Raw genomic sequence first — 20,162 nt, 5'->3', positions numbered from 1 at the left:
GGCGGAATTGAAGCGCGGGCGGCGGCGCTAGACGGCATCGCGCAGCCGATACCAAAGCTTGCCGAGCGCCTCGAGCGGCGCAGCGAGCGCGTCGCCGCCAGGGAAACGCGGATTATGGATGGCCTCGTAATGCGAGAGCAAGCGCGTGTCGCCGAGGATCGCGTCGGTCACCGCGCGCGCGGCGGCCAGCGTCGGCAATACGCCGTGGCCGGAAAAACCTTGCAGCCAGTAGCGTCCGCGCGCGTGGCCAACATCGGGCGTACGCCGGATGCTGATATCGATATGGCCGCCCCACGCATAGTCGAGCGCCACGCCGCGCAACTGCGGAAACGCGCGTTGGAGGCTCGGGCGGATCGCCGCGCGAATGTCTTTCGGGATGCCGCCGAGATAGGTGCACGCGCCCCCGAACAGCAGGCGATGATCGGGACTCAAGCGGAAGTAGTCGGGCACGAACTGGTTGTCGATCACGCAGCTATTGCGCGGCAGCAGCGACTGCGCCAGCGACGGATCGAGCGGCGCCGTGGCGACCTGATACGTGCCGACGGGCAGCACGCGGCGCGCCAGATCGCGGTCGAGGCGATCGATATAGGCATTGCAGGCGAGCACGAGCGTCCCGGCGTGCAGCGTGCCATTCGGCGTCGTGACGACGAAACCGGCGGGCGTTTCGCGCCACTCGCGCACGCGCGTCAGCTCGAAAATGCGCCCGCCCGCGCGCTCGATGGCCGCCGCGAGACCGAGCGCAAGCTTGAGCGGATTCAGATGTCCCGCCTCGGGATCGTACAGCGCCGCGCGATAGCGGCGGCTGCCCACCCACTCGGGCATCTCCGCTTCGGGAATCACGCGCAGCGCGTCGTAGCCCCACTTCTGCTGCGCTTCGTCGCGTGTTTCTTCGAGCAGCGCAACGCGGCTGCGCTTCACGGCGGTCCACAAACTGCCCGGCCGATAGTCGATGTCGAAACCGTGACGCGCGGGCAACTCGCGCACTTCACGCGCGGCCCAGCGCATGCTGTCCCACAGTTCGCGCGCGCGTTCGACGCCGAGCGAATGTTCGAGCGGGCCCATGTCGCAGGACCAGCCGAGCAGCGCCTGGCCGCCGTTGCGCCCGGACGCGGCCCACGCGACCCGGCTCGCCTCCACCAGCGCCACGCGCTTGCCCGCCAGCGCGAGCCGCAGCGCCGTGTGCAGGCCGCTGAACCCGGCGCCGATGATCGCCACATCGACGTCGTGATTGCCCTCCAGCGCGGGGCGCTCGGGCAACGCGCCCGGCAAGGTGCGGGCGTAGTAGCTGTCAACGTGTTGAGTCGATTCGACGAACATCGAGGCATCCGTGAAATTTTATCGGCCAATTTTCATGAAAAATTAGCACGACAATTTCACGGATGCAAATCGGGGATGCCCAAGGGCGTCGCCGATCAGTTCGCTGCGGTTTGCGCGCCCTGCTGCAGAAAGCGCGCGCGCATCGGCTTGAGCACGAACAGCGCGAGCACGGCGGTGACGATGTCGAGCGTGATCGCCGAGGCGAACACCGGCACCCAGCTGCCCGCGTGCAAATGCAGCAGCGCCGCGAGCGGGCCGCCGAAAATCGAGCCGATGCCCTGCGAGATATAGAGCCAGCCGTAGTTCTCGGTCGCGTGACGCGTGCCGAAGGTGTCGGTCAGCGTGGACGGGAACAGCGAGAAGATCTCGCCCCAGCCGAAGAACACCACGCCCGAGAGCAGCACGAACAGCACGGCGTTATCGCGCGTCAGCAGCCAGAGCGCCATCGCGACGCCTTCGAGCGCAAAGGCGAAAAACATCGTGTTTTCGCGGCCAAAACGATCGGAGACCCAGCCGAACAGCGGTCGCGTGAGGCCGTTCGTGAAGCGGTCGATGGTCAACGCGAGCGGCAGCGCGGCCATGCCGAACACCACCACTTTCGTGATGCCGAAGTCCGCCGCGAAGGTCGCCATCTGCGAGGTGACCATGAGGCCCGAGGTCGACATCATCGTCATCATGGCGAACATCAGCCAGAACAGCGGCGACTTCATCATCTGCGACGGACGCAGGTTCGGCACGCTTGCCGACGCATTCACGTTTGCTGCCGAAGCCGTCTGTGTCGGCGCAGCATCGCGCGGCACGCGCAGACCTTGCGAGGCCAGAAAGCCCACGACCGCAAACGCGATGCCGTACATCCACAGCGTCGCGTCGAGGCCGCGCGTCGCGAGCGAAGCCGAGATCGGGAACGTCGTGACGATCGCGCCCATGCCGTAACCGGCCGCGACGGCGCCCGCCGCGAAGCCGCGTCGATCGGGGAACCAGCGCACCATCAGCCCGACCACGCCAACATAAACGATGCCCGTGCCGAGCCCGCCCACAAGGCCGTACGTGAGGTAGAGCATCGACGTGCTCGTGACCAGCGAGGCGAGCACCCAGCTCAGCCCCGACATCACCGTGCCGAGCGAGATCAGCAGACGCGGGCCGAAGCGATCGATCAGCTTGCCCTGAAACGGCGAGAAAAAGGTCTGCAGGATGATGAGCAGCGAGAACGTGACCTGCAGTTCGGGCAGCGGCACGCCGAGTTTCGCGGACAGCGGTTTGGTCAGCAGCGTCCACACATATTGCGGACTCGAAATGGCCATCATGCACAGCAGGCCGAGGCCGAGCTGAAGCCAGCGATTGTGCGTCGCGACGGCGTGCGTGCTTGCGGTGGTCTCCGCGCCGAGCGTCTGAATGCGTGTATTCATGTGTTTTCCCCGTTGAATGCGGATGAAAAAGGACGAGTGCCGCCCTCCGGTTCGGCACAACGCCGAACCGGATATAAAAAACAGTCGATGAGTTAACTCAGTGCATGCGTCAGGTCATGCGATGACTCGCGCTACCAGCCCGCGGCCGAACCGTCGCTGCGTGGATCGCTGCCCGCCTCCATCAATCCATTCGGATACCGAATGATTGCACCGGCATGTCCCATCGCTTCGTCGTAAGCGTCGAGCACTTCGACGTCGTGGCCGAGCGCGCGCAAGGCATCGACGGTGGCCGCCGGGAAACGCGCTTCGAGTTTCAGCGAATCGGTCGATTGACCCCACGTGCGCCCGAGCAGCCAGCGCGGCGCGTCGATCGCGGTCTGCGGATTCCAGCCGTAACGCGCGATACGCGAGAACACCGCGCTTTGCGATTGCGGCTGGCCGTCGCCGCCCATGTTGCCGTAGACCATCGTGCGGCCATCGGCGAACTGCGCGAGCGCCGGATTGAGCGTGTGGAACGGACGACGCCCCGGCATCAGCGGATTCAGCGAAGTGGGATCGAGCGAGAAACTGCAGCCGCGGTTCTGCCAGTTGATGCCCGAATCCGGCAGCACGATGCCGCTGCCGAACTCGTGATAGATGCTCTGGATAAAGCTCACGGCCACGCCGTCGTTGTCGACGACGCCCATCCAGACCGTGTCGCCGGGCCCGCGGCCGTTGCCCCACGGCATCGCGCGCGACATCGACACCTGGCGCGCCATCGCATCGAGTGCCTCGGGCGCGAGCAGCGCGTCCGGATCGATGCGCATATGGTCGGGATCGGTCACATGCTCGTCGCGCACCTTGAATGCGAGTTTGGTCGCTTCCACGCAGGCGTGCACGAAGTCGGGGCCGAGCGGGTCCATGCCGTCGGTCAGCACGCGATCGAGCACGCCCAGAATCAGCAACGACACGAGGCCTTGCGTCGGCGGCGGCATGTTGTAGACCGTGCCGAGCGTGTGGTCGAGCGCGAGCGGCGTGCGTTCGCGTGCACGATGGCGTTCGAGATCGTCGAGCGTGATGAGCGTTTCCAGCGACGAGAGATCGCGCGCGATGCTGCGCGCGAGATCGCCGCGATAGAAGTCGTCGAGACCTGCGTCGGCGAGTTGTTGCAGCGTTGCCGCGAGCCGCGCGTTCGTGAAGCGCTCGCCGGTCTGCGGTGCGCGGCCATCGGTCATGAAGGTCTGCGCGAAGCCCGGCACGTGCTGCAGTTCGACGCCCTTGCGCGCGACGCAATCGGCGTGACTGCGCGTGACCGGCGCGCCGTGTTTCGCGTAGTGAATCGCGTCTTCGAGCAGGCGCGCGACGGGCAGCCGACCGCCGAGCGCGGCTTGCGAATGGCGCTGCGCGAAGTCCCAGCCGGACACGGTGCCCGCCACCGTATTCGCGGCGAGCGGGCCGCGCGCCGGCACGGCGTCCAGCCCGAACGCGCGATACGTGGCGATGTCCGCGCGCATCGCCGCCGCGCCGCACGCCTCGATGCCGATGGGCGCGTGACCGGGACGCGAGATCAGCCAGAAGCCGTCCCCGCCGATGCTGTTCATATGCGGATACACCACGGCAATGGTCGCGGCGGCGGCGATCATTGCCTCGACCGCGTTGCCGCCTTCGCGCAGGACGGCGAGCGCGCTCTGCGACGCGAGCGCGTGCGGCGCGACCGCCATGCCGCGCGAGCCGCGCGTGGGATTCAGGATGGGTGCAGCAGTGTGTTCGAGAGGCATCGACGTTTCCTTGTATACAACGAAAACGTTAATGCGAGATTCGTGCCAGACCTTGGTAAAAACCCTGAGAATGCCGATTGGATAAGGCTTTCAGCCTGCCTACGCTGCGCTTCGCCGGTGGCCGCGCCGTGCCGTCAGGTGGTGCGCCGAGGCCGCGCTGGTGCGTGCGCAACGGCATCGCGCCCCGTGTCGGTGCGCACGGCGCGCAGGCGTTGCAGCGTGAGACCGTTGACGCTCGCCTGACTGCCGCCAATATGACGCGAGACGAGTTCGACGCTCAGCGCGCTGTCGCCGCGACGAACGGCGTCGAGGATCGCGGCGTGTTCGTCGTAGGTTTCGGCGATGCCGTCGCCGTGCACGAGATCGAGCCGCCGAACCACGCGGATGCGGTCGGTCACGCGCTGCATCGTCGCCGTGAGTTCGTCGTTGCCCGCCGCCGCGACCAGCGCGTGATGCAGCGCCTCGTCGAGTTCGACGAGCCGGTGACCATCGGCGATACGCTGGGCGCGCCCCACTTTCCACGTGCGATCGAGCGCGTCGAGCAGCAGATGCAGTTCGGCTTGCGGCGCTTCGCCGCTGCACAGCTTGCGCACCGCGAAGGTTTCGATCATCTGGCGCATTTCGTAGAGATCGTCGAAACGCTTGTTGTCGATCGGCACGACTTCCCAGCCGCCGCGCACGTAACCCTGCATCAAGCCGTCGCTTTGCAGCCGCTGCAGCGCTTCGCGCGCGGGCGTGCGCGAGACCGCGAAACGCTCAGCGATCGCGCCCTCGGTGAGCCGGTCGCCCGGCAGCAGGTGCATATCGAAAATTTCGTTGCGCAGCGTGTAATAGACGCGGTCCGCCCGCGTCAGCGCGGCGTCCGCTGCGATCGGCGCGGACGGCGGGCTGTCGTGGAGCGAGAGGTTCAGCTTGATGTCGGGCATGGTCGGAAAGCTTATCAAACGCGCCTGCCCGGAAGAAAACAATTGCGACGTCGCGCGGCTATCGCGTCGCGCTAGCGTGGCCCGTCGGGTGGCCCATCGTGCGGCACGAGCCCGTATTCCTGCAACAGCGTGCCGATCTGCGTCGCGTCGAGCTTCTTCAGCAGCAGATTGCGCAGGAACGCGGGGCCGGGAATATCGAGCGGCTTGCCGTCGCGCAGTCGCCCCGTCGCGGCCAGCAGGCTGCGCACATCGTAGGTGGAATTGAACACCTCCGGCACGCCGCGCTCGACGCCGAGCAGCGTGTAGACGGCTTCCATCGGCGTGCGCACCGAATACTCGGTGGTGAAGATGCAGTCGCGCTGCCGCGATTCGGCGAACTGGCCGATAAACGCGAAGTTGACCGCGCCCTTGGGCACGACATCGGGGCGATCGCCCGCACGGCGCGGCATGAAGAACGCGGTCACATACGGCATCATGACCGGCACGGTTTTCGCGCCGCTCGCGGCCAGTTCGTCGATCTGTTCGCGCGGCACGCCGAGGTGATAGAGCCACTCGCGCGTGATCTCCTCGCCGGTGCAATCCTGCATGGGCTTCTTGACGTAATCGCCGGGCGTATCGACGAACAGCGCGTAGAACCACACCACGATCTGGTCTTTCGGCTGCTGTTTAAAATGCGGCTGGCGATTGACTGTCCAGCTCAGCAGCCAGCTCGAATCCTTTGCCGTGACGATGCCGCCGGTCACGACCTTGCCGCTGAACGGATCGCGCTTCGCGATCTTCTGGATGTACTGAGGGATGCGCACGTCGAGCGTGGTGATCGTCGCCGATTCCCATTTGGTTTCGGCAATATGCGAGCCAAAGACCTCGGGGCGGCCGAACGCCGCGTCGCGCGCCGCGATGCGTTTCCACAGTTCCCAGGCGGGCGCCGGGCCCGCGTCGAGTTCAGCCGCAGTGTGGTGATCACCGTTGCGGGAGTTTTCGGTCAGCGAGCCGATGGTCATGAACACGAGATCGTCCGCGCCGAGATCGACGCCGCCCGCCGCGCCGTCACGCAGCCAGTGAATACGCGTGGCCTGCTTGCGGCCCGGCTCGATGCGGAAATCGACGTCGACGACCTCGGTGCCGTACTGGAACGTCACGCCGTGATCCTGCAAATACTTCACGAGCGGCAGCACCAGCGACTCGTACTGGTTATAGCGCGTAAACTTAAGCGCAGAAAAATCGGGCAAGCCGCCAATATGATGAATGAAACGATGCAAATAGAGCTTCATTTCCAGCGCCGAATGCCAGGCTTCGAACGCAAACATCGTGCGCCAGTACAGCCAGAAATGGCTGTCGAAAAAATCGTCGCCGAATACCTCGTTGATGCGCTTGCCTTCCATTTCCTCGCGCGTGGCGAGAAATAATCGCACGATGTCTTTCTGCGCCTGCTCGCTCAAACTGAACTGATTGTCGGTATGAGCGTCCTGCCCCTGGTTCACGGTGGCGCGCTGCAAGGAGTAATTGGGATCGTCCTTGTTGAGCCAGTAGAACTCGTCGAGCACGCTCGCATTCGGCACGTCCAGCGACGGAATGGATCGAAACAGATCCCACAGGCATTCGAAGTGATCTTCCATTTCGCGACCGCCGCGAATCACGAAACCTTTTTCCGGCTCCTTGATGCCGTCGAGCGCGCCGCCGGGAAGGTGCTGCTGTTCGAGAATGGTGATGTGCTCGCCCGCCATCTGCGCATCGCGAATCAGAAACGCCGCACCTGCCAGCGACGCCAGTCCCGAACCGACGAACCAGGCCCGCTTGTCATCGACACCGGCTGGCTTGCGAGGACGGGCGAATGCTTCGTAATTGCCGCTGCTGTAGTACATGGCGCGAATCCTTTCGGAAAATCAAACAGAATTGGCTGACTCAAGCGACTCTAGCTTGAATGGCCGAATCGTGATCCGAAAGACGCCACAGTGCGCACGCGCGCTAATTGGGTGAATTCGCGTGTCTATAAGCGGTTGAATGACGTCGATGCGCGATTCACTGCCCTATCGCGAATCACGCATGCGCGCATTTACCGCATACGATTGATTAACGTGACAGCGACGACGCCTGCTGCGCCCACGCTTTCACATAATCCGGCGCGTCGTCGGGGCACTCGCCCGCCTGCGCGGCGACGCGCTCGGGCGGCAAGGGCTTGAGCGCCAGCGGCAGCACGCCGGCCCAGACGGGCAACGCGAGATCCGCTTCGTCGTCGCTCGGACCGCCGGTGCGAATCTTCGACACCGCTTCGTCAAGCGGCAGACGCAGGATCGTCGTCGCAGCGAGTTCATTGCGGTCGCCGCGACGCACTTCATTCACGCGTCCGCGCGCGATGTGATTGAGAAAGGCGTCGAGTGCGGCAGCCTTCTGCTCGGCGGGGACGACTTCGAACGCGCCGTAGATCATCGCCGAGCGATAGTTCATCGAATGGTGGAATGCGGAGCGCGCGAGCACGAGGCCGTCGAGATGCATGACCGTCACGCAACACTGCGCGCCCTCGGCGGCGAGCTTGAGCATGCGGCTGCCATTCGAACCATGAATGTAGAGATGATCGCCCTCGCGCCAGCACGCTGTGGGAATGCAGTGCACGCCGCGCTCGTCGGCGAATGCGACGTGGCATACATAGGCATCGTCGAGAATCGCGTGCAGCGTGGCGGTCTCGTAGTCGGCGCGTTCCGCCATGCGACGCACGCGCGTGCGGGGCGACGGCGGCGTGCCCTTGCTGGCGACGGTATCGGTCTCGGACATCCTCGGCATCTCCTGGCTGGATGAAATGCCGATCAGACTAGCGAAGCGGTGGCTCCAGCGCTAGACCCAGCATATGCAACTTGCGTAGAGCCACGCTGAACCGCGAACTTCCGCGGGATTATGACTTTGTGGCGGTTTTGCGCGCGGGCCGCAGCGGTTTGGCGGCCGCTTCGGCAGGCCGCCCCGCGCGACGCGGCGCACGGCGGGCCGGCGCCTGCGCACTGGCCGAGCCCAATTTGCCACGGGCCGCATCGAGCTCTTTGGCTTGCGCCGCATGCGTGGCGCGCAGCGCTTCGAGCCGACCTTCCAGCACACCGGCCTGATGGCGCAAATCGCCAAGCTGCCCTTGCAGCGACTGAATTTCGGCACGCGCACTTTCCTCCGCGCGCGCCGCGCGCTTCGCGGCGGCTTCGCTATCGCGCTGCAAACGCGCAGCGGACGTGCGCTCGCGCTCAATCTCCAGCAGCGCGCGTTTCTCGGCGGCTTGCAGTCGCGTTTCGGCAAGCTCGGCGCTGGCGCGCTGTTTTTCGAGTTCGGCAGCGAAGTCCGCACGCGCCTGCGCCAACGCGGTGTCGCGCTCGCGATTGCCCTGCTGGAGGCGCTCGACCTCGCCTTCGAGCGCCTCGCGCGTAGCCACCGCCGCAGCCTGGGCCTGCTCCAGTTCCTGAATACGCACCTGCGCCGCCAGCAGGGCAGACGTGCGCTGCTCCAAGGCGGTTTCCGTGCGCGCGAGATCGCTCTGCAAACCGGTGACGGCAACTTCGGCTTCCTGGCGCGCCGCCTCGACCTCCTCGCGCAGCGCGTCGAGCGACGCCTGGGCCGAGGCCGTTGCGCGCTGCCAGAGCGCCCCGATGAGTTCGCCCGCCGCGCCCTGCAACTCCTCGGGCAAGTCCGCGTGCTCGATGCGCACACGGCTCTTCTCGCGCAACTCCGCCCAGAACTCGGACAGCACCGCCGTGGGCGTGCCCATGCTGCCGCGGCGCACGAGCTGATACAGCCGGTTCGCGGTAGGCGTTACACCGAAGCGAAAGAACAGCAGCGCGCACACTTCGCGATACAACTCGCGCGTCTTGGGAAAGTCGGCTTTGAGACGCTCGATTTCCGCGGCGATGCGGACTTCGTCGGGGGCAATGTCGGACATGGCGAACTTTGACGGCAGTAATTTCTAAAATAATACTACGTAAACCGTCAACTTTCTACTTGTCATAGCTATAAATTTGACATTAACTGTATAATGTCGCTATTTCAGCCGCCTCACCCCGCGCAAACGCCACGCAGCGTTTTGCCAGCACATCGGTCGGGTCGATCAGCGTCACGCGCGCGCCGCTGGCCGATTGATACGCCCCACCGGCGAGGAGCAGTGGCAACTCGGTGCAGCCCAGAATGACCACCTCCACGCCTTCGGCAATCAAACCATCCAGCGCGGACGCGATATCGTCGAAACACGGCCCGCTCGTGAAACCCGCCTTCACGCCCTGCTTGCCGTAGATCGCCGCCATCACACGCGCCTGCAAGGCGGCATCGGGCGCCACCTCGCGCAATCCCTGCGATTCGAGCGCCTGGCGATAGACCCCGCTTTCAATCGTCCCCGACGTGGCGAGCACGCCCACCTCGCGCAGCGCCGGAAACGCCGTCCGCAGATAGCGCGCCGTTTCGGTCAGCATATTGACGATGGGCACGCCCAGATGAGGCTGGATGCGTTCGACGAACGCATGCGCCGTGTTGCACGGCATGGCGATCACATCCGCGCCGCCCTCCTCCAGCCGCTTGCACGCGGCATAGAGCGAGAGCGTGGGATCGACGCCGTCACCGATCAGGTTTTCCGTGCGATCGGGAATTTGCGGATTTTGCTCGACCAGCATTTTGATGTGCTCCTGATCGCGCGCAGCGGGCGTATTGCGCACGACCTTGTGCAGAAAATCGACCGTAGCGGCCGGACCGATGCCGCCCACCACGCCCACTTTGATGGGCTGTACCGGCACGGTACAGCGGCCCTCAATTGCATACAGTGCGTAAGCGAGATTCGCGTCGATAACCGGCACGCCGCGCGCGGCGCTTTCGACGGCGCCACGCGCGTCATCGTCCAGATCGTGCACGATGATTTGCGCGCCTTGCTCGATCAGGCTTTCGCACGCCGCCTGAACATCGCCGCGTTCGATGCCTTGCTCACGCGGATAAACACAAGTCAACGGCAACCTCGCGTGCGTATCATCGGCATTCAGAAAGCCCACGCACCGTGCGTCAGGAAACGATTCCACCACGACACGCTGCACCGCGTCGCCCCGGTCGAGAATCTGCACACGCGCATTCGCCCTCAATTCGTCGATGAACGCAGCACTCGTGAGAGACGGCAACAACACCGTCGTCACGCCGCTTTTTTCGAATTCGCGAATCGTGTCGAATATCCGCAGTTTCCATGCGGATGAATCGAGCGCCTCGCCACGCCACGGCAATTGCCGATAGATCGCATCGAAATCCGCAGCGTCCGCGCGCGCCGATGCCAACTTCGCCAGCAGCCGGACCAACTCCGCGCCCCCCAGCGGCACGACCCCGCCAATCACACCAAACTTCCGCCCCTTCAGGCCAGCGCATTGCATCACTTCGCGTCTCCCTGCGCCTGCGGAAACAGTCCTTGCACCGATGCATCGCGCTGCGGCTCACGCGCGGCTTCCCACTTTGCGATCACGGCGGTCGCCACGCTGTTGCCGATCACGTTGGTCATCGTGCGACCCATATCGAGAATCTGGTCGATGGCGAGCACCATCGCCACGCCCGCAGCGGGCAGATGAAACATCGGCGCCACGGCGGCCACCACGACCACCGATCCACGCGGCACGCTCGCCATGCCCTTACTGCTCAGCATCAGCACGAGCAGCATGAAAATCTGCTGCGAAACCGGCATATCCACGCCAAAAGCCTGTGCAATGAAAATCGCGGCGAACGCCTGATACATCATCGATCCGTCAAGATTGAACGCATAGCCGAGCGGCAGCGTAAAACCCACCACTTTCTTTTCCACACCAAATCGTTCGAGTTGCTCCGTGAGGCGCGGATAGGCCGCTTCGCTGCTCGCCGTCGAGAACGCAATCATTGCGGGCTCGCGAATCGCCTTGAGCAAGGGCCCGACACGTCTGCCCAGAAACAGATAACCGATACCGACGAGCATCGCCCACAACACGAGCAAGCCCAGATAAAACGAGCCGATCAATTTGCCGTACGTGTAAAGCACGTCGAGGCCGCGCAGCGTCACCGCCGAAGCAATCGCGCCGAAAACACCGAACGGCGCGGCGCGCATCACGTAATTCGTCACGCGCAGCATGACCGGCACCATGCCATCGATACAGTCGATCACGACGGCTACACGCGACTGCCGTTTAAGCGCGCCGAGCGCGAGCCCGAGAAACACCGAGAACACCAGAATCTGCAGGATGTCGTTGCGCGCCATCGCATCGAGCAGACTGGTCGGAAACGCGTGCGTGAGCACGTCCTTCACGTTGAGCGCCGCCGTGTTGAGCCCGGTATCGACTTCGCCCGTACCGGCCGTCATATGCAACCCCGCGCCAGGTTGCAGCGCATTGGCAAGCACGAGGCCCAGCGCCAGCGAAATGAGCGACGCGCACACGAACCAGCCCACCGAACGCAGACCGATCCGCCCCACGTCCTGCCCGCTCTCCATACCCGCCAGCCCCGAGACGAGCGTGACGAACACCAGCGGCGCGATAATCATTTTGATGAGCCGCAGAAAGATATCGGTGACGATAGAGAAGTAACCGGCGATGGTTTTGGCGCTCGCGGCATCGACGGCATGCGTATGGCAGACATAGCCTGCCGCCACGCCCAGCAGCATGCCGATGCCAATATTCAGAGTGAGGCGATTCTTCATATCCGTCCTTGAATGGCGCGCGACGAAGGCCGCGCAATCAGAACGGATGGTAGGGAGGAGAAAAAAGAGGTCGATGCCGGTCTGGCATATGCGTATGCGAAACTCGCATAACGCGGGATTTTTTCAAATGGATCAGCGACTATCTTGTGCGACCGCGCGCAGATGCTGCCAGAGCGTATCGATGAATTCGCTGCGATTCGAGGCGTCGCGGTACACGCGCAATTCCACGTCGAGATGCCACGCGGATGGCCCTGCCGGCACCAGTTCGCCGTCGGCCAGTTCACGCGCGATCGCGCTTTTCGGCAGCCATGCAACGCCTTCGCCTTGCATCACGAGCTCCTTGAGGACCGCCGCCATGTCCGATTCGTAGTGCAGGCGCAAGAGCGGTTTCGTGGCCGCGCGCCCGAGCAGCAGCGCCACGCAGCGGCCGAAATAACTCGTCTCCGTATAGGCGATATGCGGTAAAGGCTGTTTCGCGGTGCCGGGCAAACGGTAAGCGGGCGCGGATCGCGCATTCGGGCGACTGGCAGGCAGCAAGGTGTCGAGGCCCACAGTCACGTGCTCGTATCGGGCGGGATCGAGATGCAACGGCAGTTCGGGATGGTGATACGCGAACATGAGTTCGCAATTGCCATTCACGAGCATCAAGATCGAATCGTGCACGTTGGTCGGCACCACGCGCGCGGGAATCTCGCCAACATGTTTCGCGAGCTGTTTGAGCCACGCCGGCAGAAAATTCAGGGCGATCGTATGACCCGCCGCGATTTGCAGGCTCTTTCCGCCAATCCGCTGCTCGGTACGGATGATCGCGCGCGTATCGTAGAGTTTGCTGAGCACGTCGTCCGCCGCTTCGCGAAAGAGTTGCCCGGCGGGCGTTAAAACAGGCGGAAAACTGCTGCGATCAATCAGTTCCGCGCCCACCCATTGTTCGAGCGATTGAATGCGTCGGCTGAATCCGGATTGCGTGACGTTGCGAAACTCAGCCGCGCGCGAAAAACTCTGATATTGCGCGAGCGCGATGAAGTCTTCTATCCATTTGATTTCCATGCGCAAGACCGGCGCGCCATTCGCCGCGTGCTGTGATTGAACCGCGCCATTGTACGCCCGCGTGATCGCCGAACGCTTTACGGTTCAATACGGCGAATCGATTTGCGCAAGACGCGCTGCGAGCACGTCGATTTCCCAATCGGCGAACACTTCAATGCCATTCGCGCGCAATAACGCCGCCGTGACGCCTTCGCCTGCGAACTTGTGTCCGCTGAATGTGCCGTCGTAAATAAAGCGGCTCCCGCACGAGGGACTGCCGTCGATCAGCAGCGCAAAACGACAGTCGTGTTCGCGTGCGAGATCGAGCGCCGCTTGCGCGCCCGCGATAAAGCGCGCGCTCACATCGGCGCCATACTCGTCGATCACATGCGCCGCGCCTGCGAGCACGGCATCGCCCGATTGCGACTGCGCGATTTCCGCAGCCGGACGCGGCACGGAAAATCCGCCGCTCAATTCCGGACAAATTGCCACGACGCGGCCTTCACGCTGCCACGCATCGAGCGCGGCATGCGCCAGCGTTTTCGCCGAACCGTTGTAACGCACGGGACGGCCCAGCAAACAGGCGCTGACCAGAATCTTGTGAGACATACGGATGCAATGCGCGGCAAGCGCCTAATCGAGCAAGGCGCTATCCAGTTCGGCGACCGGCGCGCCCAGCGGCAAGGCGTCCGATTCGCCGTCCATCAGCGCGATGCGTGCGTAAAGATCGTCCCAGTCGACTGCGAGCAGCGGCGCCGTCAAATCGCCGCGCGCGCGATAGGCGAGAAACCGCATCCAGCCGTCGAGAAACACGCCGGCACCGGGCATCAGCAAACAAGGCGGCCTCGCCATCGCGGGATAGCGCACGGCGCTTTCGTCGAGCGCGGCGCGCAATGCCAGGGTATCGGCGCCACGCGTTCCGTGATCGGATACGAACTTTTGAACCGCCGTATCGACAATCGCCATTGGCAATTCAACATAGGCGGCGCGTACTTCGCCCAGTGTGCATTGGGTCGATTTCGACGATTCTTCAGTTAATTCATTCATGCACAGTCGTTTAAACACGACCGTTCGCGCCTGAAGCGGCAAAGCATTCAACGACGTGGCGCCGTGCCGGAGCGCCTCTCTGAACAGGGGATAACGGCCCAACCAATGATCGATTTCGGACATGCATGACTCCGGCGCGGGACCGCGAGGCGTGCATCATGAAAACGGCGCCTCCTGCCCTGCTGCTGCTCTCAGGTTTTTTTATTCCAAAAACTATAACGTTGCGTCTTGCATCGCACAAGTGAAAGGTTCCGCATCATCGGTATTCATGCATTCGTCATAAAACCTGCAAGCGGAATTATTTTCGAATTTTTTTAGCGGAACACCGATTTATTTTTGGAACCAAGCCATCGAAAGCATTTCGTAAACATCGATCGCCACGCCGGCGTCGTCGCATCCCCACCCGCCGGCTCATCATTCTGGAGCCTCGATCGATGAATCATCCGAAACGCTTTCTGCTTGCCAATCTCGCGTGGTCTTCGGAGGTCGCCGCGCGCGAGCCCGAATTCTTCACGCAGCTCGCGCAAGGCCAGCGCCCGCGCGCGCTCTGGATCGGTTGCTCGGACAGCCGCGTGCCCGCCGAGCGCATCGTGAATGCGCAGCCGGGCGAACTGTTCGTCCATCGCAACATCGCGAACCTGTTCACTGCCGACGACGCCAACGCGTCGAGCGTGGTCGAGTACGCCGTGCATGCGCTCGAAGTCGAGCACATCATCGTCTGCGGACATCACCATTGCGGCGGCGTGCGCGCGGCGCTTTCCGCGCCGCTGGACGCGCTGCCGAACGTGAACCGGCGCATCGCCGGACTGCGCGAACTGGCCGGGCGTCACCGCGCCAAACTCGACGCCATCGCCGATCTCGATGCCCGCGTCGACCGTCTCGCGGAACTCAACGTGATCGAGCAGGTGCAGCGCCTCGAAGCCTCGCCGATCGTGCGCGCGGCGCGGCGTCCGCCGCAGATTCACGGCTGGGTGTTCGGTCTGCGCGAAGGCCGCCTGCTGCAATTGACCGAAGCCAGCGCGGCAGTCTGAGCAGACATTCCCATCGATCCTGAGCGCCAACGCCCGCTCATTCACGCCTTTCACGTCACCTTAGCGGACCCTTCACATGCCGAACTCCCGTCACATCGACCTCGCAAGCCTGCGCAGCGATTTATTCGCGGGCATCGTCGTCTTTCTCGTCGCGCTGCCTTTGTGCCTCGGCATCGCCACCGCATCCGGCGTCGAGCCGTTCGCGGGGCTGCTCTCCGGCATCGTCGGCGGACTCGTCGTCGCCCTGCTCAGCGGCTCGCATCTGAGCGTGAGCGGCCCTGCCGCCGGGCTCGTAGTGATCGTCGTTTCCGCGATCGCCTCGCTCGGCAGCTTTTCGGCGTTTCTCGCCGCCGTGCTGATCGCGGGCGTCTTGCAGTGCGTGTTCGGCATGCTGCGCGCGGGGCAACTCGCGAGCTTCGTCCCGGTGCCGGTCATCAAAGGCATGCTCGCGTCGATCGGTCTGCTGCTGATCGTCAAACAGGTGCCGCTCGCCGCCGGTTTGTCCGAGGGTTTGTCCGCTTCCGCCGCGTCGCTCGCCACGCCCTTCGGTGCGGTGCTCGTGCCCGCGCTCGTGCTGGCCGTGGTCTGCGTGATCCTGCTGTTCGTCTGGGAAACGCCGCGCGCGAAACGCTACGCGCTCGTGCGCATCGTGCCGGGACCGCTAGCGGTCGTGGCGCTGGGCATCGCGGCGACGCTCGCGCTCGACGCCTTCGCGCCTGCATTCGCCTTGCCGGGCGAGCAGCGCGTGGCGCTCGACGCGCTGCAATCGTTCGACACGCTCGCGGGCGCGCTGGCGTTTCCGGACTTCACGCAACTCGTCGATGCGGACGTCTGGCGCGTCGCGCTCACGCTCGCCGTGGTCGCGAGCCTCGAAACGCTGCTGAGTCTCGAAGCCGTCGAGCAGATGGACCCGCAACGCCGCCGCGCCTCGCCCGATCGCGAATTGAAGGCGCAAGGCGTGGGCAACATCGTGGCGGGCGCGCTCGGCGGCTTGCCGATCACCGCCGTGATCGTGCGCAGCTCCGCGAATCTGAACGCGGGCGCACGCACGCGTCTCGCGGCCTTCGTGCATGGCGCGCTGCTGCTTGCGAGCGTGTTCGCGCTGACCGCCGTGCTCAACCTGATTCCGCTCGCCTGCCTCGCCGCGATTCTGATCCAGACCGGCTACAAGCTCGCCAAACCCGCACTCTTCGTCTCGATGATGCGCGAAGGCACCGACCGCATCGTGCCGTTCGTGGCCACGATCGTGGGCGTGCTCGCGACGGACTTGCTGATCGGCATCGGTATCGGCATTGCGGTGAGCATGCTGCTGGCCATGTGCGCCAATCTCGACGACACCTTCGCGCTCGCCGAGCACGACGACCATTATCTGCTGTCGTTTCGCAAGGACGCGTCGTTTCTCGCCAAGCCGATGCTGATGCGCTGCCTCGCGCGCATTCCCGACCACGCGACGGTGTTGATCGACACGGAACGCGCCGATTTCGTCGACCGCGATATCCGCGACACGCTCGAACGCTTTATCGCCGACGCGCCGCGCCGAAGCATCGCCGTGGAAAACGTGCAGTGGCCGCGCCTGAATTCGACGCCGAGAAAACGTTTGCCGTGGGCGCGTTCGCCAGGCGCGACGTCATAAAAAAAGCCGGGTATCGCTACCCGGCTTTTCTCCCCGTTTAAAGCGCTTATTCGAAATGCTCGCGCAACCATTTCTTGTTCAGTTTGCCGACGCTGGTTTTCTCCAGCGCCTCGACAAACTTCACGACCTCCGGCACCGCGTATTTCGAAATCGTCCCGTTCTCGCTGAACTTGAGCACGTGCTGTTTGAGTTCATCGGCCGTGACGGGATTGTGATCGGCGCGCAGCACGACGAGCGCGGCCGGGCGCTCACCCCATTTGTCGCTCTTGATGCCGATGACCGCCACTTCCGCCACGGCGGGATGCTGCGAAATCAGGCTTTCCACTTCCAGCGACGAGACCCATTCGCCGCCCGACTTGATCACGTCCTTGATGCGGTCGGTGATCTGCAAATAGCCGTCCGCGTCGATACGCGCCACGTCCTGCGTATGCAGATAACCGCCTTCCCATAGCGTGGCCGACGCTTCCGGATTGTGCAGATAGCCTTGCGTGAGCCACGGCGCACGCACGACCACTTCGCCGCTCGCGCTGCCGTCGTGCGGCAGATCGCGCATTTCCGTATCGACAATCCGCAGATCGACGAGCGGAATCGGCAAGCCCGTGCGGCAACGCAAACTCACTTCCTCGTCGAACGAAAGCGCTTCCTTCTGCGGCTTCAATTGCGCGAGCGTGAGCACCGGACACGTTTCCGACATGCCGTAGCCCGTGAAAATATCGATGCCGCGTTCGAGCGCCGCGCGCGCGAGACCATGCGGCAGCGCGCCGCCGCCGATCACGACTTTCCATTTGCTGAAGTCGGCGGATCTGGCCTGCGGGCAATTCAGCAGCATGTGCAGAATCGTGCCCACGCAATGCGAGAACGTCACGCCTTCGTCGCGCAGCAATTCGACCAGACGGTCAGGCACGTAGCGCCCCGGATACACCTGCTTCACACCCAGCACCGTGGCGATATACGGCATGCCCCACGCGTGCACATGGAACATCGGCGTGATCGGCATATACACGTCGCCGCGATGAAAACGCTGGCCCGATTCGGGACTCGTCAGCGCCGCCATCACCGTAATCGTATGCAGCACCAGTTGCCGATGCGAGAAATAGACGCCCTTGGGCAAACCCGTCGTGCCCGTTGTATAGAACGTGGTGGCGCGCGTGTTTTCGTCGAAGTCGGGGAAGTCGTAGTGCTCGCTGCACGATGCGAGCAATTGCTCGTATTCGCCGGCGAATTCCAGACCGTGCGTATCGCTGACGTTGCCGTTGTCGTCGATCAGAATCAGCGTGCGGACCTTCTCCAGCTTGTCCCGAATCGCCGCGAGCACGGGCAGAAAATCCGCATGGGCGAGCAGCACTTCGGCGCCCGCGTGATTGATCGTGTAGGCGATCTCGCTTTGCGACAGACGGATATTCACCGTTTGCAGCACCGCGCCCATCATCGGCACGGCAAAATACGCTTCCAGATAACGATGGCTATCCCAATCCATCACTGCAACCGTGGTGCCAAATTGCGTGCCCACATTTTTCAATGCGTTCGCCAGCTTGCCCACACGCTGACCGAATTGCGCATACGTAATGCGCGTCGTGCCGCGATAGACGATTTCCTGATTCGGCGTTTGCTGCAACGGCGTGAGCAGCAAGCGTTTGATCAGCAAGGGGTACGAATACGCCGATGCCATCGTTTCGCTGGAATGGTCGTGCATCGCTGTCTCCATCTTGGGATAGTTCAATTGCGGTGTTCAATGCAGACATGCCGCAGCGCGCGCTGCGGCATGTCGATATGGCCGGTTTAGCGGGATCGACGAAAAACGCGAAATACGCCGCGTTTAAGCCGCGTTCTCGAAGATCGCCGCGATGCCCTGGCCGCCGCCGATGCACATCGTCACCAGCGCATAACGGCCGCCGATGCGTTGCAGTTCGTGCAGCGCCTTCACCGTGATGAGCGCGCCGGTCGCGCCGATCGGATGGCCGAGCGAAATGCCCGAACCGTTCGGGTTCACCTTGGCCGGATCGAGGCCGAGTTCCTGCGTCACCGCACACGCTTGCGCCGCGAATGCTTCGTTCGATTCGATCACGTCGAGATCCTCGACGCGCAGGCCCGCGCGCTGCAGCGCGAGACGCGTGGCCGGCACCGGTCCGATGCCCATGTAGAGCGGTTCGACGCCCGCATGCGCGTAGGCGACGAGGCGCGCCATCGGTGCGAGGCCGCGCTGTTCGGCAGCTTCGCGCGACATCAGCAGCACGGCGGCCGCCGCGTCGTTGATACCCGAGGCGTTGCCCGCCGTCACCGTGCCGTTTTCCTTCGCGAACACCGGCTTGAGTTTCGTGAAGTCTTCGAGCGTGGCGTCGGTGCGCAGATGTTCGTCGGTGTTGAACACGACTTCGCGGCCCTTCACGGTGAGCGTGACCGGCACGATCTGGCCCGCGAAACGGCCTTCGGCGATCGCCTGCGCGGCGCGGCGATGCGATTCGAGCGCCAGCGCGTCCTGACGCTCGCGCGAAATCTCAAAGCGGCGCGCGACATTCTCGGCGGTCACGCCCATCGGCACCGTATCGAACGGATCGTTGAGCGCGCCGAGCATCATGTCGATCAGACGCGCGTCGCCCATGCGCGCGCCAAAACGCGCGTCGGGCGCGATATAGGGCGCGCGGCTCATGTTTTCCGCGCCTGCGCCGATCGCCACGTCGGCGTCGCCGAGCAGAATGGTTTGCGCCGCCGAAACAATCGCCTGCAAGCCCGATCCGCACAGACGATTGACGTTGAACGCGGGCGTCGATTCCGGAATGCCCGCGTTGATCGCGGCCACGCGCGAGAGATACAGGTCCTTCGGCTCGGTGGCGATGACGTTGCCGAACACGACGTGCCCCACGTCGTCGGCCTTCACGTTGCTGCGCGCCAGCAGTTCGCGCAGCACGATCGTCCCGAGTTCGGTCGGCGCCACGTCTTTCAGGCTGCCGCCGAACTTGCCGATTGCGGTGCGTACACCGCCCACTACGACGACTTCTTTGCTCATGTCTCTTCCTCGTTTGCTGGTCTGCGCAACAGCGCTGCGCACGCGTTACATATTCGGATAATTCGGCCCGCCGCCACCTTCCGGCGTGACCCAGACGATATTCTGCGTCGGGTCCTTGATATCGCAGGTCTTGCAGTGCACGCAGTTCTGCGCGTTGATCTGCAGACGGTCGCTGCCGTCGTCGTTCTTCACGAACTCGTAGACCGCCGCCGGGCAGAAGCGCGCTTCCGGACCCGCATACGTGCGCAGATTCACATCGACCGGCACCTTCGCATCTTTGAGCGTCAGATGCGCGGGCTGATTCTCTTCGTGATTCGTGTTCGAAATAAACACAGAAGAAAGACGATCGAACGTGAGCTTGCC

17 protein-coding genes are annotated in these 20,162 nt (G+C 63.8%); 2 read left to right on the top strand and 15 right to left on the bottom strand.

Annotated features, from left to right (window positions below):
• Positions 1-27: 27 nt before the first annotated feature.
• From BMY06_RS30030 to BMY06_RS39045, 12 genes are all read right to left on the bottom strand, one after another.
• Positions 28-1,317 (bottom strand): NAD(P)/FAD-dependent oxidoreductase, encoded by a 1,290-nt coding sequence (locus BMY06_RS30030; protein WP_074986816.1) that lies wholly within the window; start codon positions 1,315-1,317, stop codon positions 28-30.
• Positions 1,318-1,412: 95 nt separating this feature from the next.
• Positions 1,413-2,723, bottom strand: coding sequence for an oxalate/formate MFS antiporter (gene oxlT, locus BMY06_RS30025; protein ID WP_074986815.1), 1,311 nt, complete (start codon positions 2,721-2,723; stop codon positions 1,413-1,415).
• 131 nt (positions 2,724-2,854) lie between these two features.
• A complete protein-coding gene (locus BMY06_RS30020; RefSeq protein WP_074986814.1) occupies positions 2,855-4,480 on the bottom strand; it encodes a gamma-glutamyltransferase family protein in 1,626 nt (541 codons plus the stop codon).
• 134 nt (positions 4,481-4,614) lie between these two features.
• Positions 4,615-5,406 (bottom strand): GntR family transcriptional regulator, encoded by a 792-nt coding sequence (locus BMY06_RS30015; RefSeq protein ID WP_065059181.1) that lies wholly within the window; start codon positions 5,404-5,406, stop codon positions 4,615-4,617.
• 71 nt (positions 5,407-5,477) lie between these two features.
• The gene (locus tag BMY06_RS30010; protein ID WP_074986813.1) at positions 5,478-7,268 is read right to left on the bottom strand and encodes an oleate hydratase; all 1,791 of its coding nucleotides are present in this window, start codon (positions 7,266-7,268) and stop codon (positions 5,478-5,480) included.
• 208 nt (positions 7,269-7,476) lie between these two features.
• Complete coding sequence (locus tag BMY06_RS30005) at positions 7,477-8,175, bottom strand: pyridoxamine 5'-phosphate oxidase family protein (protein WP_074986812.1); 699 nt, start codon at positions 8,173-8,175, stop codon at positions 7,477-7,479.
• A 118-nt stretch (positions 8,176-8,293) separates the two neighbouring features.
• Complete coding sequence (locus BMY06_RS30000; protein ID WP_074986811.1) at positions 8,294-9,316, bottom strand: DNA-binding protein; 1,023 nt, start codon at positions 9,314-9,316, stop codon at positions 8,294-8,296.
• An 82-nt stretch (positions 9,317-9,398) separates the two neighbouring features.
• Positions 9,399-10,772: a cysteate racemase gene (gene cuyB / locus BMY06_RS29995; RefSeq protein ID WP_074986810.1), complete on the bottom strand. Its 1,374-nt coding sequence runs from the start codon at positions 10,770-10,772 to the stop codon at positions 9,399-9,401.
• Entirely contained in the window at positions 10,772-12,058 is a 1,287-nt protein-coding gene (locus tag BMY06_RS29990) for a dicarboxylate/amino acid:cation symporter (protein WP_065059176.1), read from the bottom strand. Before BMY06_RS29990 ends, cuyB begins: the two co-directional genes overlap by 1 nt.
• 132 nt (positions 12,059-12,190) lie before the next feature.
• Positions 12,191-13,105 carry a LysR substrate-binding domain-containing protein gene (locus tag BMY06_RS29985; protein ID WP_074986809.1) on the bottom strand — a complete coding sequence of 305 codons (915 nt, stop codon included), beginning with the start codon at positions 13,103-13,105 and terminating at the stop codon, positions 12,191-12,193.
• Between the two features lie 84 nt (positions 13,106-13,189).
• Positions 13,190-13,693, bottom strand: coding sequence for a 2-thiouracil desulfurase family protein (locus BMY06_RS29980; protein WP_074986808.1), 504 nt, complete (start codon positions 13,691-13,693; stop codon positions 13,190-13,192).
• 24 nt (positions 13,694-13,717) lie between these two features.
• The gene (locus BMY06_RS39045) at positions 13,718-14,254 is read right to left on the bottom strand and encodes a hypothetical protein (RefSeq protein WP_124263343.1); all 537 of its coding nucleotides are present in this window, start codon (positions 14,252-14,254) and stop codon (positions 13,718-13,720) included.
• A 311-nt stretch (positions 14,255-14,565) separates the two neighbouring features.
• On the opposite strand from BMY06_RS39045, the gene BMY06_RS29970 reads away from it, so the two are divergent.
• Both BMY06_RS29970 and BMY06_RS29965 read left to right on the top strand, forming a co-directional pair.
• Positions 14,566-15,162, top strand: a complete 597-nt coding sequence (locus BMY06_RS29970) for a carbonic anhydrase (RefSeq protein WP_074986807.1) — start codon at positions 14,566-14,568, stop codon at positions 15,160-15,162.
• Between the two features lie 76 nt (positions 15,163-15,238).
• Positions 15,239-16,795 carry a SulP family inorganic anion transporter gene (locus BMY06_RS29965; protein ID WP_074986806.1) on the top strand — a complete coding sequence of 519 codons (1,557 nt, stop codon included), beginning with the start codon at positions 15,239-15,241 and terminating at the stop codon, positions 16,793-16,795.
• Positions 16,796-16,841: 46 nt separating this feature from the next.
• Here BMY06_RS29965 and BMY06_RS29960 read toward each other — a convergent pair whose 3' ends face one another.
• The 3 genes from BMY06_RS29960 to BMY06_RS29950 form a co-directional block, all read right to left on the bottom strand.
• The gene (locus BMY06_RS29960; protein WP_074986805.1) at positions 16,842-18,488 is read right to left on the bottom strand and encodes a fatty acid--CoA ligase; all 1,647 of its coding nucleotides are present in this window, start codon (positions 18,486-18,488) and stop codon (positions 16,842-16,844) included.
• A 123-nt stretch (positions 18,489-18,611) separates the two neighbouring features.
• On the bottom strand, positions 18,612-19,799 hold the full coding sequence (gene bktB, locus BMY06_RS29955) for a beta-ketothiolase BktB (RefSeq protein WP_074986804.1): 1,188 nt from the start codon (positions 19,797-19,799) through the stop codon (positions 18,612-18,614).
• A 45-nt stretch (positions 19,800-19,844) separates the two neighbouring features.
• On the bottom strand, positions 19,845-20,162 hold a 318-nt coding region (locus tag BMY06_RS29950; RefSeq protein ID WP_208608916.1), incomplete at its 5' end, for a 4Fe-4S dicluster domain-containing protein.

Origin of the sequence: Paraburkholderia tropica (genome assembly GCF_900109265.1) — a bacterium.
Taxonomy (GTDB): domain Bacteria; phylum Pseudomonadota; class Gammaproteobacteria; order Burkholderiales; family Burkholderiaceae; genus Paraburkholderia; species Paraburkholderia tropica.
The sequence above is the reverse complement of the archived record's forward strand: the minus strand, read 5'-3'. Positions and strand labels throughout refer to the sequence as shown.